General features: G+C 41.9%; 10 protein-coding genes. 8 read left to right on the forward strand and 2 right to left on the reverse strand.

Annotation, left to right across the window (positions count from 1 at the left end):
- Nucleotides 1–23 precede the first annotated feature (23 nt).
- From bglX to DXB58_RS22490, 5 genes are all read left to right on the forward strand, one after another.
- Complete coding sequence (gene bglX / locus DXB58_RS22470) at nucleotides 24–2303, forward strand: beta-glucosidase BglX (protein WP_122138319.1); 2280 nt, start codon at nucleotides 24–26, stop codon at nucleotides 2301–2303.
- Nucleotides 2304–2591: 288 nt separating this feature from the next.
- The gene (gene dut, locus DXB58_RS22475; protein WP_117932351.1) at nucleotides 2592–3023 is read left to right on the forward strand and encodes a dUTP diphosphatase; all 432 of its coding nucleotides are present in this window, start codon (nucleotides 2592–2594) and stop codon (nucleotides 3021–3023) included.
- Nucleotides 3024–3047: 24 nt separating this feature from the next.
- Complete coding sequence (locus DXB58_RS22480; RefSeq protein WP_117932349.1) at nucleotides 3048–4820, forward strand: tetratricopeptide repeat protein; 1773 nt, start codon at nucleotides 3048–3050, stop codon at nucleotides 4818–4820.
- Complete coding sequence (locus DXB58_RS22485; protein ID WP_117932347.1) at nucleotides 4817–5392, forward strand: DUF4292 domain-containing protein; 576 nt, start codon at nucleotides 4817–4819, stop codon at nucleotides 5390–5392. Before DXB58_RS22480 ends, DXB58_RS22485 begins: the two co-directional genes overlap by 4 nt.
- Nucleotides 5389–6690 (forward strand): murein hydrolase activator EnvC, encoded by a 1302-nt coding sequence (locus DXB58_RS22490; RefSeq protein WP_122138320.1) that lies wholly within the window; start codon nucleotides 5389–5391, stop codon nucleotides 6688–6690. The genes DXB58_RS22485 and DXB58_RS22490 overlap by 4 nt, the downstream gene beginning before the upstream one ends.
- A gap of 200 nt (nucleotides 6691–6890) precedes the next feature.
- Here DXB58_RS22490 and DXB58_RS22495 read toward each other — a convergent pair whose 3' ends face one another.
- Entirely contained in the window at nucleotides 6891–9452 is a 2562-nt protein-coding gene (locus tag DXB58_RS22495; RefSeq protein WP_122138321.1) for a hypothetical protein, read from the reverse strand.
- Between the two features lie 413 nt (nucleotides 9453–9865).
- A complete protein-coding gene (locus DXB58_RS22500) occupies nucleotides 9866–11683 on the reverse strand; it encodes a glycoside hydrolase family 2 protein (RefSeq protein ID WP_122138334.1) in 1818 nt (605 codons plus the stop codon).
- A gap of 497 nt (nucleotides 11684–12180) precedes the next feature.
- On the opposite strand from DXB58_RS22500, the gene DXB58_RS22505 reads away from it, so the two are divergent.
- The 3 genes from DXB58_RS22505 to DXB58_RS22515 all read left to right on the forward strand — a co-directional run bounded on the left by DXB58_RS22505 (nucleotide 12181) and on the right by DXB58_RS22515 (nucleotide 15163).
- A complete protein-coding gene (locus DXB58_RS22505) occupies nucleotides 12181–13170 on the forward strand; it encodes a glycoside hydrolase family 43 protein (RefSeq protein ID WP_122138322.1) in 990 nt (329 codons plus the stop codon).
- Nucleotides 13171–13274: 104 nt separating this feature from the next.
- Entirely contained in the window at nucleotides 13275–13847 is a 573-nt protein-coding gene (locus tag DXB58_RS22510) for an RNA polymerase sigma factor (protein WP_122138335.1), read from the forward strand.
- Nucleotides 13848–13954: 107 nt separating this feature from the next.
- Complete coding sequence (locus DXB58_RS22515) at nucleotides 13955–15163, forward strand: FecR family protein (protein ID WP_199488008.1); 1209 nt, start codon at nucleotides 13955–13957, stop codon at nucleotides 15161–15163.
- Nucleotides 15164–15246 lie beyond the last annotated feature (83 nt).

Here is a 15246-nt window from a genome sequence, read left to right on the forward strand (position 1 = left end):
GAATATATAATGACGTTGTAAATATGAAGCGTAAATATTTGTTGTTAAGTGCTTTATGTGTATTGCTGCTGTCTTCTTGTTCATCGTCTCTTAAAGAGGGTGATAAGGAAATGGATCAATATATTACAAATTTGATGGGAAAGATGACACTGCACGAAAAGTTGGGACAGTTGAATCTTCCTTCTGGTGGTGATTTGGTTACAGGCAATGTAAATAGTGAAGAGTTGGAAGGATTGGTTCGTAATCAGGAAATCGGTGGTTTTTTTAATGTGAAAGGAATAAGAAAGATTGTTGATTTGCAGCGTATAGCTATCGATTCGACCCGTTTGGGGATTCCTTTGTTGGTAGGGGCAGATGTTATTCACGGCTATGAAACCATTTTCCCGATTCCACTGGCACTTTCCTGTAGTTGGGACACGCTGGCTGTCGAACGTATGGCACGTATCTCCGCCGTTGAAGCCAGTGCGGATGGCATCAACTGGACATTCAGCCCGATGGTTGACATTTGCCGGGATGCCCGTTGGGGGCGTATTGCGGAAGGAAGCGGGGAAGATCCTTACCTGGGTTCTTTGATGGCTAAAGCGTATGTGCGTGGCTATCAGGGAAACAACCTGCAGGGAAACGATGAAATCCTTGCCTGTGTGAAACATTTCGCACTTTACGGAGCGTCCGAGTCGGGGCGTGATTACAATACAGTGGATATGAGCCGTTTGCGTATGTATAACGAATACCTGGCTCCTTATAAAGCTGCCGTTGATGCTGGTGTAGGCAGCGTTATGAGTTCTTTTAACATCGTTGACGGTATTCCAGCCACAGCCAACAAATGGTTACTGACCGACCTGCTCCGGAATGAATGGGGCTTCGGAGGGCTATTGGTAACAGATTACAATTCGATAGCCGAAATGTCCGCCCATGGTGTCGCCCCTCTGAAGGAAGCCTCCATTCGCGCTTTACAGGCAGGAACGGATATGGATATGGTTTCATGCGGATTCCTCAATACATTGGAGGAATCCTTGAAAGAAGGGAAGATAACGGAAGAACAGATTAATACGGCTTGTCGCCGTGTTCTGGAAGCCAAATATAAACTGGGACTGTTCTCCAATCCGTATAAATATTGCGATGCCCTGCGTGCCAAAGAGAAACTTTATACGCCTGAACACCGCTCTGTCGCACGTGCGATTGCAGCTGAAACATTTGTTCTGTTGAAGAATGATAACAACCTGCTTCCACTTAAGCAAAAAGGCAGAATTGCCCTGATCGGTCCGATGGCGGACGCACGTAATAATATGTGCGGTATGTGGAGCATGACATGTACGCCGTCCCGCCATGGAACATTGTTGGAAGGAATCCGTGCGGCAGCGGGTGACAAGGCTGAAATTCTGTATGCGAAAGGGAGCAACATATATTATGATGCGGAAACAGAAAAAGCTGCTACGGGCATTCGCCCGCTGGAACGTGGAGATAACCGGAAACTGTTGGACGAGGCTTTGCGCGTGGCTTCCCGTTCAGACGTCATTGTTGCCGCTTTGGGTGAATGTGCAGAAATGAGCGGTGAATCGGCTTCACGTACCAGTCTTGAGATACCCGATGCACAACAGGATTTATTGAAGGCTTTAGTGAAGACGGGTAAACCTGTCGTACTTCTTCTGTTCACGGGACGTCCTTTGGTCTTGAACTGGGAGGATACGAATGTTCATTCCATATTGAATGTCTGGTTTGGCGGTAGTGAAACAGGGGATGCGGTTGCCGATGTATTGTTTGGCAAGGTCACTCCAAGCGGCAAACTGACAACTACCTTCCCGCGTTCAGTGGGACAGCTGCCGTTATTCTACAATCATTTGAATACGGGTCGTCCTGATCCCGACAGTCGTATGTTCAACCGCTATGCCAGCAATTATCTGGATGAGAGCAATGAACCTCTGTATCCGTTCGGATATGGTTTGAGTTATACGGACTTTGTTTATGGTGAGTTGCAGATTAGCTCGGAAACCTTGCCTAAAAATGGTGAGTTGACTGTGTCTGTCACTGTAACAAACAAGGGGAACTACGATGGTTACGAAACGGTACAACTGTATCTTCGTGATATTTATGCGGAGATCGCCCGTCCGGTGAAAGAGCTGAAAGGTTTTGAACGCGTCTTCCTGAAGAGCGGGGAAAGCCGTGATGTTAAGTTTGTTATTACGGAAGATGACTTGAAATTCTATAATCCCGAATTAGACTATGTTTACGAACCCGGAGAATTTGATGTTATGGTAGGAACAAATTCACGTGATGTGCAGATTAAGCATTTTAAGGCAGATTGATTGTACGCAATTTTTTTTCTAAGATGTAAGTATCCTGATTATGACTGAACTAAACTCGCAGTCTTTGGCTATATAATTCGTTTATATAGCCAGAGGCTGCGAGTTTGTAATCAAAAATATCGTTGATCATTATTGAATTTGAAAGTGCTTGATTTATTTATTTTTGTTTACGATTTAGCCGTTTTACCATTCGCAAATTGGCTACAGGTACATTATTTAACTGCAAACTTAACTATTTTTCAGTTCAAAATGTGTATTTTCGCCCGTTAATATAGTAAACATGCATTTATGAATATTCAAGTAATCAATAAATCGAAGCATCCGCTTCCGGCTTATGCCACTGAATTGTCTGCAGGAATGGATATCCGCGCTAATCTTTCTGAACCTATCACACTGGAACCATTGCAACGTTGTCTGGTGCCGACAGGATTATATATCGCTCTTCCAAAAGGGTTTGAGGCGCAAGTTCGCCCGCGTAGCGGACTGGCGATAAAGAAGGGCATTACAGTACTCAATTCTCCGGGTACGATCGATGCGGATTATCGTGGAGAAGTTTGTATCATTTTAGTTAACCTCTCATCCGAAGCATTTGTGATTGAAGATGGAGAACGTATTGCACAGATGGTGATAGCAAAACACGAACAGCCTGTATGGCAGGAAGTGGAAGTGTTGGATGAAACAGAACGGGGAGCCGGTGGTTTCGGACATACCGGAGTGTGATGAATATATAATCGAGAAAATAGAATGAAGATAAAAATAGGATGGCTGTTCGTGACGGTATTAATGCTCACTTCGTGTGGGGGAATCCGGTCTGTGCGTACAGCGAAAACAGCAGCGAAGGCAGATGCATCCTTTTTGATGAAGGTACCGTTTATTTCTGCTGAAAAGCAACGTAAATATGACTACTTCTTTTTGGAAGCCATGCGGATGAAAGAAAAGAATGAGTATGATGCGGCTTTTGGTTTGTTGCAGCATTGTCTGGATATCAACCCCAATGCTTCTTCTGCGCTTTATGAAATATCGCAATATTATATGTTCCTCCGCCAGGTGCCGCAAGGTCAGGCTGCTTTGGAGCAAGCGGTTGCTTTTGCACCTGATAACTATTGGTATAGCCAGGGATTGGTCAGTCTGTACCAGCAACAAAATGAATTGGATAAGGCTGCGGCTTTGCTTGAGAAGATGGTCGCCCGTTTCCCGTCGAAACAGGACCCTTTGTTCAGCCTTCTTGATATTTATAGTCGGCAGGAGAAGTATAATGATGTCATTTCTACATTGAATCGTTTAGAGAAACGTCTGGGTAAGAATGAGCAGCTGTCTATGGAGAAATTCCGGATTTATCTTCAGATGAAAGATGATAAGAAGGCATTTCAGGAAATAGAAAGTCTGGTACAGGAATATCCGATGGATATGCGTTATCAGGTGATACTGGGAGATGTATATCTTCAGAATGGGAAAAAGCAGGAAGCTTATGATGCATACCAGAAGGTACTGGCTGTAGAGCCTGATAACCCGATGGCGCTTTTCTCGATGGCTTCTTACTATGAACAGACCGGTCAGAAAGAATTGTATCAACAGCAACTGGATACGTTGTTATTGAACAAGAAGGTGACTTCTGATACTAAAATCAGTGTCATGAGACAGGTGATTGCGGAAAATGAACAGTCGTCCGTTAAAGACAGTACTCAAGTGATTGCGTTGTTTGACCGGATGATGAAACAGGATATGGACGATCCGCAGATACCGATGCTTTATTCTCAATACCTGTTATCGAAGAATATGGAACAGGAGGCTGTGCCGGTATTGGAGCAGGTGGTTGATCTGGATCCTACCAATAAGGCTGCCCGTTTGATGCTGGTTAGTGCGGCGGTGAAAAAGGAAGATTATAAGCAAATTATCAAGGTCTGCGAACCGGGCATTGAAGCCACTCCGGATGCGTTGGAGCTTTATTATTATCTGGCTATCGCTTATCATCAGGCAGAGCAGGGAGATAGTGTGTTGAGTGTTTGTAATAGAGCATTGGAACATATAACTCCCGATACGAGGAAAGAAGTCGTTTCAGATTTTTATTCTATCATGGGGGATATTTATCATACCAAGAAACAGATGACGGAGGCTTATGCTGCCTACGATTCGGCTTTGGTATATAATCCTTCCAATATTGGCGCATTAAATAATTATGCTTATTATCTGTCTGTGGAACGTCGTGACTTGGATAAGGCGGAAGAAATGAGTTATAAAACGGTGAAAGCCGAACCTAACAATTCGACCTATCTCGACACTTATGCCTGGATTCTTTTCGAAAAGGGAAACTATGCCGAAGCCCGTATCTATATTGATAATGCGATGAAGAACGACGGTGAGAAAAGTGATGTGATTGTGGAGCATTGCGGAGATATTTATTTTATGACCGGTGACGTGGAAGGTGCGTTGAATTATTGGAAGAAGGCACTGGAAATGGGTAGCGAGTCGAAGATGTTGAAACAGAAAATAGAAAAGAAGAAATATATTGCGGAATGAAAAGAATAGTTTATCTATTGTTGTTGGTGGTAGTGTTGGCAGGCTGTAAGAGTTCGAAGCATTTAGCGACCTCGGAAACTAAGACTTCGACAAAGACGCAGACCTCCAGTTATTTGGCTTCCAAACTTCAAATGACCATTCCCAGTAAGAAGGGAAGTATGTCTGTAGGGGGAACCATGAAAATGAAAACTCATGAGCGGGTACAAATCTCCTTATTGATGCCTATTCTGCGTACGGAAGTGGCACGTATAGAAGTGACTCCTGACGAAGTGCTGCTTGTAGACCGGATGAATAAACGCTTCGTTCGTGCAACGAAGGCTGAATTGAAGAATGTATTATCGAAGAATGTGGAGTTCTCCCGTTTGGAAAAGATATTGATGGATGCTTCTCTTCCTGGCGGAAAGACAGAACTGACAGGAAAGGATATAGGAATCCCCTCATTGGAAAAGGCTAAAGTTCAACTTTATGAGTTTTCAACACAGGAGTTTTCAATGACTCCGACGGAACTGACGTCTAAGTATAACCAAGTTCCTCTGGAAGAATTAGTAAAAATGCTGGTAGCTTTATTATGATGAAACGTTTCTTTGTTATTCTAATCAGTTGCCTTTGGTTGGCAGTTCCTCTTTTCGCTCAATCGAACAAGTTGATTCGTGAGCTGGAAAGTAAACGCGGTACGCTGCAAAAACAGATTGCCGAATCGGAATCTATATTGAAGGATACAAAGAAAGATGTGGGAAGTCAGTTGAACAGCCTGGCTGTGTTGACGGGACAGATTGAAGAGCGGAAGCGTTATATCATGGCTATAAACAATGATGTGGAGGTTATCCAGCGTGAATTGGCGTCATTGGAACGTCAGTTGCGCGGGTTGGAGAAGGATTTGAAAGATAAAAAGAAGAAATATGAAGCTTCTGTTCAGTACTTGTATAAGAATAAGTCGATAGAGGAGAAGCTGATGTTTATTTTTTCGGCAAAGAACTTGGGACAGACTTACCGGCGTATGCGCTACGTCCGTGAATATGCTACTTATCAACGTCTGCAAGGGGAGGAAATCCTAAAAAAACAAGAGCAGATACGCAAGAAGAAAGCGGAACGGCAACAGGTGAAAGCTGCCAAGGAGAACCTGTTGCAGGAACGCGAGAGCGAAAAGGTCAAGCTGGAGGAACAGGAAAAGGAGAAGCGTACGTTGGTGACTAATCTGCAAAAGAAACAGAAAGGATTGCAGAATGAGATTAATAAAAAACGCAGGGAAGCCAATCAGCTGAATGCTCGTATTGATAAATTAATTGCGGAAGAGATAGAGCGTGCCCGTAAGCGTGCACAGGAAGAAGCCCGTCGTGAAGCCGCTGCGCGTAAGAAAGAGGAAAGTAAGGAGGGGAAATCCACTGCAACGGAAACGGCTGCGAAATCGAAACCTCTTGATGCTTATACCATAAGTAAGGAGGATCGGGAATTATCGGGTAACTTTGCCGCGAATCGCGGAAAACTGCCCATGCCTATATCCGGAGCTTATATCATAACCAGCCGTTACGGGCAATATGCCGTAGAGGGCTTACGTAACGTGAAACTGGATAACAAGGGTATTGATATTCAGGGAAGGCCGGGTGCACAGGCACGTGCTATTTTTGATGGAAAGGTGGCGGCTGTATTCCAGTTGAACGGATTATTTAATGTTCTCATTCGTCATGGTGATTATATTTCTGTTTATTGCAATCTCTCTTCAGCTTCCGTTAAGGCTGGCGATTCGGTGAGTACGAAGCAATCTATCGGTCAGGTCTTTTCTGACGGTGCGGATAATGGGCGGACGGTATTACATTTCCAGTTGCGTAGGGAGAAAGAGAAGCTGAACCCTGAACCTTGGCTGAATCGATAATTGAATTACAAAAATTATAAAGACAGAAAATAGTCTTATCTGAATTGCAACTTTGGGACAGGGATTTTTTATTTATGATCCGAATACAGAGGTGATGACTTAAAATGGTGGTCAGCTTCTTTTGTGTGGAATCTTTAGAAGAAGGTACATATCATCTTTATAAGGTAACTAAATAACTAATTCAGTAAGAAATAGATAGACTACTGTTCTATTTTCCCAATGGTAGAATACCTCATACTTCCTATTTGTCCATCTTTACCCAGTGTTTCCGCTTGAATAATCAATGGAGTGGAATATTGATTATTATAACATTCAATCACCGTTTTTCCATTTTCATCTGTTTGTACGGATGGGTTCCAATATAACGTTCGTCTTTTATCTACTTTGTCCATGTACAGCTCCTTGGTCGGATAGGTAGGAGAATAATATTCCAATGGATGGGTATATCCCTGGATAACGGTTTGCCGGGTACCTGGTACGGCACTTTGACTTTTGTTCAATACATCGCGTCTGGGCAGCGGAATCAGGTAGAAGATACTATATCTATCCAGTTTGCTTATATCGACTCCCGTGCTATCGGTCACTTCAGACATCTTTGTATTTTGGATAATGTCGTCATCAATGCCTCCGGTGCCTTTGCTAATGATGATAGAAGCCAATCCGTCCACTTCGGTCAGCATCATTTGAGTTTCTGTTTCAGATAAAATGTGATTGTCCATAATATAGCAGATCGGTTTCTGACGATAGGTATGCTTGTCATTGGTTCGATCCCAATAAAATTGCGGACTCAACTTTTCCATTAATTCAGGAATGGTAGTGATAATCTTTCCGTTATCGCGTAATGCATCCACCGAACGGCGTACATCGTAATAAGCATCAATGCTCTTCTCGCTGATTTTAGTAGTCATGTTGCTTCCTTGCCGGCGTTTACTTTTTATTTCCACCTCATCCAAGACATAAAGTCCTTCTACTTTCCGGATGGAATCCATGTATAGAGAATCAAAACTCTCGGCTTTGTGTTGCCAGTAGGCTAGGTCTTTCCATTCCGGATGAAGTTCTTTATAGCCGTAAGCCCGGGGAGCAGGGGAGAAATTACGGTCGATCAGGATCGAAGTATCCTTATTGCGTTCTTTACCGACTTTTCGGGTTTGGATCACTGCTTCGGTCGTTCCTTCAAAATCTTCCACCGGAATGGTGAAACGGCCGTTTTCATCGGTCACCGTTCCTCCGGTTATGAATTGATCGTCCTTCTTCACTATCACGCTAAGCGCAATATCTTTCAGTTTGTTTTTGAGAATTGTTGATTTCACCTGACCGTTTAGTGCCAATTGTGCTTCTGGTAATTGAAGCGGAGCAAAAGGGGTGATAGAGATGGCTTGGCTCATGTCATATTTACGCCATCCGTGCACCATCAATAAAACATCCAGCTCGGTTTGCTTCCGCGGAGACGGGGACGCAAAGTAATAACCGGGTTGATGGATATATCCTTTTAAATCGGAGGTTAACAGCAAATCCGTGAAAATATTGTTGTCATACTCCAGATAATCCGACCGGACACCATCCCGGATGCTGACCGACAATTCTCCGGATACAGGTTCTCCTTTAGCGTTCTTTACTTGCAATTTGCAACGAATGGGAGCGTAGGGAGCGTACACCTCTTTCAGTCCTTCCGCCGATATTTGCAGGGGAGCACGCGGATTAGCAAAGACAAAACGTTCACACAATGTATTACCTGCCCGGTTGATGAGGCTGACCTGCAGTACACCTGCCGGTAGTTTACGGGTGGGCAGAATAAACTCCTGCGGAGCATCCGCCCGGCAACTAATCAGCTGATGAATATAAGGACGCCCCTGATGACTGATAAATACAGCCAATGTGTCTTGAGGAGTAGCGGCATTACTGGATACTCTCACCAAGAGGGCACCGGCATTACTGACAGTGCTCAAAACATATCCGTTAGGCAATGCCTGTGGAAGTGTGAATTCATATTTCTTTCCTTGAAAATTGACTTTAGCAATCGCAGGTTGAGCGGAAGGAGTATATTCAAAATGTCCCATTCCATCGTGCAAAGTTTCGAAAGAGGTAATCTCTGTTCCTTCTTTGGTATAGATTGTTCCCGTTAATTCGATATTTCTCTCATTTTTACTCTCCGCCTTGAAAGCGACCTGCGAAGTTACTCCTTGTACTAATTGCCCTCCTTCGGGGAAAAAACGAACATTTAACTTCTCTTTTGTTTCCACCGGGCGGTTTTCCATCGACGAGCTTAGTTCGTAAGTTGTGATACTGCGTTCCAATTTGTCACTATTAGAAAGCTGATAAATAGGAAAAGTGCGCGAAAAATACTGTGGCTCATTAAAAGCAAGCATCCAGCGCGTATAGGCCCGTATCTCATAGTAACCGGATAGCATTGAATGGGGAAGAATGAATTGTCCATTTCCTTCTCCCTGTGTAAGCTTGATGATTTGTTTATCTGCTATATGTCCCGTCTGGTCTACTAACTCCACGTATAAAGGGCGGCTGATCAGACTGAAAGTTTGTTTTTCGGCAAGGGTGACATAGGCCTTGAACCAAATTGTGTCACCGACATAATAACTCGTGTTATCAAAATGTAAATAGGTTTTCTCCCGCGGAAAGTTGTTGGCGAATGTTTGTGCCTGATTCATATATTGTTGGAATACAACTTTAGCAGGAGGTACTTCTCCCCATATTGTTATTAATGATAAGCAAAAAGAAAGGAGAAGAATAATTCGCTTGTTTTTCATTTCAATAGGTTTTTAACTGAAGTGCAAAGTTAGAAAAAATGGATCTAAAAACAGAAAACATATTGTTCAATAAAGGATAAAAACTATTCATATCCAAAACAAAAGTTCACGAAAGGATTGTATGTTTATTGGGGGTCACATATATCTGATTCTGTCCTGTATTGATTAGCATTTTTCCTTTCTTTTGCATAAAAATTTTCTATTTTTGTTTTCCGGATAATTGATAATACTATGTATGGTAAAGAAGAAAAGGAGTACGCTTGACCCAATTTTTTAACATTTCAAACTCTTGCCTGTCCGGACCAGTTTAATGACAGGATTATATCAGCACCAGGCAGGTATAAAAAACAGCACCCTGAATATAGACCTTCAGAGGTGCTGTTTTTAAATTCAACAAGGAAAAGAGTATTATTTTATTCTTTATTCAGAGAATTACAGATTTTCTGGTTGATTTCTCTAATTTTAGCTTCATTCATCTTGATTACTTTACGGTCGTAAGTGAGTAAACCGTTGATTTCACCTTCTACGTCTGTTGTCTGAGTATATACGGCAGCAGAGAATCCTTTCTGGATCAATTCCAACAGATGTCTGCCATATTTAATGTATTCGTTTGTTACTTCGTCCGATGTATTGAACTTCACATACCCCCAGTTTTTCTTGTCATTCACCCAAGTATTTCCTTCTACTACAAGGCCGATACCTCCGTACTCACCCAATACGGTAGCACGTCTCGGATCGTAAAGGAACATGTTTGGTCCCGGATAGTGGTGAAGGTCGAGAATATCGCCACAAGTGTAGTGATTACCACCACTGGCAGGATTTACCAGTCGGCTAGGATCGTATTCTTTGGTCCATGCTACGATTTCCGGAGTTTTGAATTGTCCCCATGCTTCGTTGAAAGGTACCCATACAGCGATGCTTGGATAAGAGTACAGACAGTCGATGATTTCTTTCCACTCTTTACGGTAGTTAGCTTCGGAAGACGCAGAACGAATCACTTCTGTACCGTTGAAATAGTTGTGTGTTTGCCACTGTGGGCTAGGACCACCGTTCGGCATGTCTTGCCATACGATCAATCCCAACTGGTCGCAATGAGTGTACCAGCGTGCAGGTTCTACTTTAACATGTTTACGCACCATGTTGTAACCGAAGTCTTTTGTTTTCTTCAAGTCGTAAACCAATGCTTCGTCTGTCGGTGCAGTATATAAACCATCAGGCCACCATCCCTGGTCGAGCGGACCGAACTGGAAATAGTCTTTGTTGTTCAATTGCAGGCGAGTGATACCATTCTGATCTTTGCGGATAGAATATTTACGCATAGCAGTATAGCTCTTTATCTGGTCGATTGCTTTTCCGTCTTTATATAGGGTCACTTCCATATTGTAAAGGAAAGGAGAGTCCGGAGACCATAGTTTGGCATTAGCAGGCATTGCCAGTTCAACGGGAACTCCGTTCAACGCTGCACCTTTGGCTACAAGGTTCTTGCCATCGAATACTTTTACTTCTACTTTGTCTGCAGAAGTCGTGTTGGCAGCAACTTCTACCTTAACAGAGTTATTATCAATATCAGGAGTAGTTTTCAGATTAGCAATGTATTGTGTTGCCACCGGTTCCAGCCACACTGTTTGCCAGATACCTGTAACCGGAGTGTACCAAATGCCATGAGGGTTTGCTATTTGCTTTCCTCTGGGTTGTTCGCCACGATCTGAAGGGTCCCATACCTTTACTACCAGGTCATTATTTCCTTTATTAAGTACGGAAGTGATGTCGAAGTAGAAAGAAGTAAATCCGCCTGTATGTTCACCTACCTTTACGTCATTCACCCAAACCTCTGCTTTCCAGTCTACTGCTCCGAAATGCAACAGGACTTGTTTGCCACGCCAGTTGGAAGGGACGTCGAAAGTGCGTTGGTACCACAGTTCCTCTTTCTCGTTTATCATTTTTCCTACGCCTGATAAAGACGATTCTACTGCAAAAGGAACAAGAATATCACCTTGGTAAGCGGCAGGTGCTGGAGCCCCCTTTGGGGTGATTGCATATTTCCAAAGCCCGTTCAGGTTTTTCCAGTCACTACGTTCCATAATAGGACGCGGATATTCCGGCAATACGTTTTTAGGATCAAGCTGTTCTCCCCACGATGTCTTGATTTTGTCACTGGCAGGTTTCCATTGAGCAAAAGTCGAACTGCATAGAGCCAATGCGAGTAGCATTGTTAGAAAATTCTTTTTCATGTTCATGGTATACATTATAGTTAGTTATTGAATTGATATCCCATAAGAAGGAATATTGCAAAGAAAATAGAATTAAAAGAGAATAAAGAAAATTTGCCGTTCAAAAAACAGCAAAATCTCTTCTTTTTTTATATAGAGTCCCATATAAAGTTACTTTTGATGATAAATACTGGAAATAGTGGTCAGTTTTTATTCTTTGTTGAATAATTGTTTTTGTTATTTGTCAACAGTTTTTGTTCCAGATGGTTTGAGACGTTTTTTTCCGACTCTGTTTTCTTCTTGGATTGGCAAGATGCACAAATAATGACTAAAAGTACAGTTGGTAATGGTAATCCTCTTTTTATTTTATAATGACACTGTAAAGAAAGCACAAAATCTTGATAAATCCTCTTTTTTTTGCAGATTGGTTAGTATTTATCCTTAATTGGTTCGTTATTATTGAATTTTCTATTTGTTTTTTCTCATCTTTGTAGCACGAACTTTAAAATTGATATTATATGAAACTAAAACATCTTATTCTTTTCAGTGTTATTTGTTGTTCCCAGTCTGTATTTGGGCAAAAAGCCGGTCAGCAACCAAAGACAAGCGGCAATCCTGTATTTCCGGGCTGGTATGCCGATCCGGAAGGAATTGTGTTTGGAGATGAATACTGGATTTACCCTACGTATTCAGCACCTTATGACGAACAAACCTTCATGGATGCCTTCTCCTCTAAAGACCTGGTGAACTGGACAAAACACCCAAAAGTGTTATCGAAAGAGAATATAAGTTGGTTTAGACGTGCTTTATGGGCACCTGCTGTGATTCATGCGAATGACAAATATTATATATTCTTCGGTGCGAATGATATTCAAAGTAATAACGAACTGGGAGGTATTGGTGTAGCTGTGGCCGACAATCCTGCCGGACCATTTAAGGATGCATTGGGCAAACCTCTGATTGATAAATTTGTAAATGGTGCACAGCCGATCGATCAGTTTGTTTACAAAGATGATGACGGACAGTATTATATGTATTATGGTGGCTGGAGGCATTGCAATATGGTGAAGCTGGCTCCGGACTTGTTGAGTATCGTACCATTTGAGGATGGTACCATCTATAAGGAAGTAACTCCCGAAAAATATGTAGAGGGGCCTTTCATGTTGAAACGTAACGGTAAATACTATTTTATGTGGTCGGAAGGCGGTTGGACCGGACCGGATTATTGCGTAGCCTATGCGATTGCCGACTCACCATTCGGACCTTTTAAAAGAGAAGCAAAAATTTTACAGCTCGATCCCAACGTTGGGACGGGGGCCGGTCATCATTCTGTTGTGAAAGGTCCGGGAGCGGACGAATGGTATATTGTTTATCATCGCCATCCATTGGGTGAAACGGATGGAAACGCTCGTGTGACCTGCATTGACCGTATGTACTTTGATAAGGACGGAAAAATAAAACCTATAAAGATGACTTTCGAGGGAGTAGAGGCCAGCCCATTGAAGTGAAATCAGAAAAGTTCAGCCCATCGGTAATTAATATTTTAATAAAGATGGGCTTTTTTGATTTATTGTTTTATTTTTGTCCTTATAAATTCAATATACTTATTATAATGAAACCAGATATGCGCACTCTCTCTGATTCCCTTTTGTGGAAAAGGTTTCTCGAAGGAGACTCGAGTGCGTATACCCAAATATATAATCAAACAGTACAAGATCTGTTCCGATTCGGATTATTATATACTTCAGATAAAGAATTAATTAAAGACTGCATACATGATGTGTTTGTGAAGATTCACATGAATCGTGCAAAGTTAGCTCCAACAGATAATATTACAGCCTATTTGACGGTAGCATTGAAAAACACTCTTTTTAATGCGCTGAAAAAAACAACAGATTCCCTCCCGTTTGATAAAATAGGTGAGAGGGAAGATACGGTTGACGACTCTCCTTCCACTCCGGAAACTATATATATTAATAATGAACAGGAAAAACTAGTTCAGACAACCGTACATTCTATGATGTCTGTATTGACGGACAGACAGCGCGAAATTATTTATTATCGGTATATCAAAGAGATGAGTATCGATGAAATCAGTGAGGTGACAGACATGAATAATCAGTCTGTTTCTAATTCTATTCAACGGGCTTTGGGACGTATCCGGGACTTATTTAAGAGAAAATAAGAGAGAATAACCAGCCCATTTTTCCTGCCTATCAAAAAAAAGTGGAAAAAACTTCGAAAAAGGTGAGTATAAAATGAAAGTACAACTGTTATTCATACGTAAAGACAATGAAAATAATGAACTCTGAACAAAAACATGCAGATTTTTCCCTATATACTTTTGAAGAATTTCTTCAGAATGATTTCTTTATTTCTTCCATGAACTATCCTACGGAAGAAACACAGAAGTTCTGGGATGAATTTGAACAGATGAATCCTTCTAATATCGATGAATATATAGCTGCAAAAAGATATTTGGAAGTTTTTTCGAAAGAGAAGGACGAGGTACTTTCCAATCAGGAAACGGATGATTTATGGACTCGTATCCAAGCGACTAATATAAATAAGGAGAAAGCGCGCCGCAAAAACTATTTCTTAATAGGATTGAGCGCGGCTGCCAGTGTGGCTATTCTTGTGGGAAGCTTCTTCTTTTTGAAGAACTATTCTTCGGCTCTGGACCCGGACATTGCTACATTTGCTGTGAATACGAAAGCCGATTTGCCTTTGACGGAAGAAACTCTGTTGATTTTGGCAGAAGATAATGTTGTGAGTTTGAAGGAAAAAGAAACAGAGATTACGTATGATTCCGTAGAAATCAAAACGAATCAGGAAAGTATACAAAAGGAGAAATCGGCAACTTATAACCAATTGGTTATTCCACGCGGAAAACGTTCGGTATTGACGTTTGCTGATGGATCTAAAGTCTGGGTGAATGCCGGTACGAGAGTGATTTATCCGGTGGAGTTTGAACAAGACAAACGTGAAATCTATGTGGATGGAGAAATTTACATAGAAGTAGCCAGAGATGAAAACCGTCCTTTCTACGTGCGGACTAAAGATATGAATGTCAGAGTGCTTGGTACTAAATTTAATGTAACGGCGTATGAGTCGGAAGCGATAAGGAGTGTAGTGCTGGCACAAGGATGCGTTCAGGTGGAGACAGAGCGGACTCCAAAAGCCATTCTGGCTCCTAATCAGATGTTCAGTTCTGCCGATGGAAAGGAAAATATAACACAAGTAGATGTGGAAGAGGCTATATCATGGGTGAACGGGCTCTATTATTTCCAAAGTGCTGATTTGGGAATTGTTTTGAAACGTCTGTCTACCTATTATGGCATTAACGTAGAATTTGACCCAGCGCTAAGTAAAATAAAATGTTCCGGAAAAATCGATTTGAAAGACAACTTTGAAACAGTAATTAATGGATTAACCTTTGTTGCACCAATCTCTTATGCCTATGATGAACAATATAAAACGTATCGAGTCGTAAAGAAATAGATATGAAAAAATAAGATAAAGAATAAATCTAATTCCTGAATTTTATGGTAATTTTTGTAGAGAGTGGATGATACACGCTATCA

It is taken from the genome of Bacteroides sp. OM05-10AA (genome assembly GCF_003439055.1).
Classification (GTDB): Bacteria; Bacteroidota; Bacteroidia; order Bacteroidales; family Bacteroidaceae; genus Bacteroides; species Bacteroides intestinigallinarum.

Bases quoted from the DNA above. Each gene is read 5' to 3' on its own strand.
- bglX (WP_122138319.1), top strand. From the start codon at position 24: ATGAAGCGTAAATATTTGTTGTTAAGTGCTTTATGTGTATTGCTGCTG.
- dut (WP_117932351.1), top strand. From the start codon at position 2,592: ATGAATATTCAAGTAATCAATAAATCGAAGCATCCGCTTCCGGCTTAT.
- DXB58_RS22480 (WP_117932349.1), top strand. From the start codon at position 3,048: ATGAAGATAAAAATAGGATGGCTGTTCGTGACGGTATTAATGCTCACT.
- DXB58_RS22485 (WP_117932347.1), top strand. From the start codon at position 4,817: ATGAAAAGAATAGTTTATCTATTGTTGTTGGTGGTAGTGTTGGCAGGC.
- DXB58_RS22490 (WP_122138320.1), top strand. From the start codon at position 5,389: ATGATGAAACGTTTCTTTGTTATTCTAATCAGTTGCCTTTGGTTGGCA.
- DXB58_RS22495 (WP_122138321.1), bottom strand. From the start codon at position 9,452: ATGAAAAACAAGCGAATTATTCTTCTCCTTTCTTTTTGCTTATCATTA.
- DXB58_RS22500 (WP_122138334.1), bottom strand. From the start codon at position 11,683: ATGAAAAAGAATTTTCTAACAATGCTACTCGCATTGGCTCTATGCAGT.
- DXB58_RS22505 (WP_122138322.1), top strand. From the start codon at position 12,181: ATGAAACTAAAACATCTTATTCTTTTCAGTGTTATTTGTTGTTCCCAG.
- DXB58_RS22510 (WP_122138335.1), top strand. From the start codon at position 13,275: ATGAAACCAGATATGCGCACTCTCTCTGATTCCCTTTTGTGGAAAAGG.
- DXB58_RS22515 (WP_199488008.1), top strand. From the start codon at position 13,955: ATGAAAATAATGAACTCTGAACAAAAACATGCAGATTTTTCCCTATAT.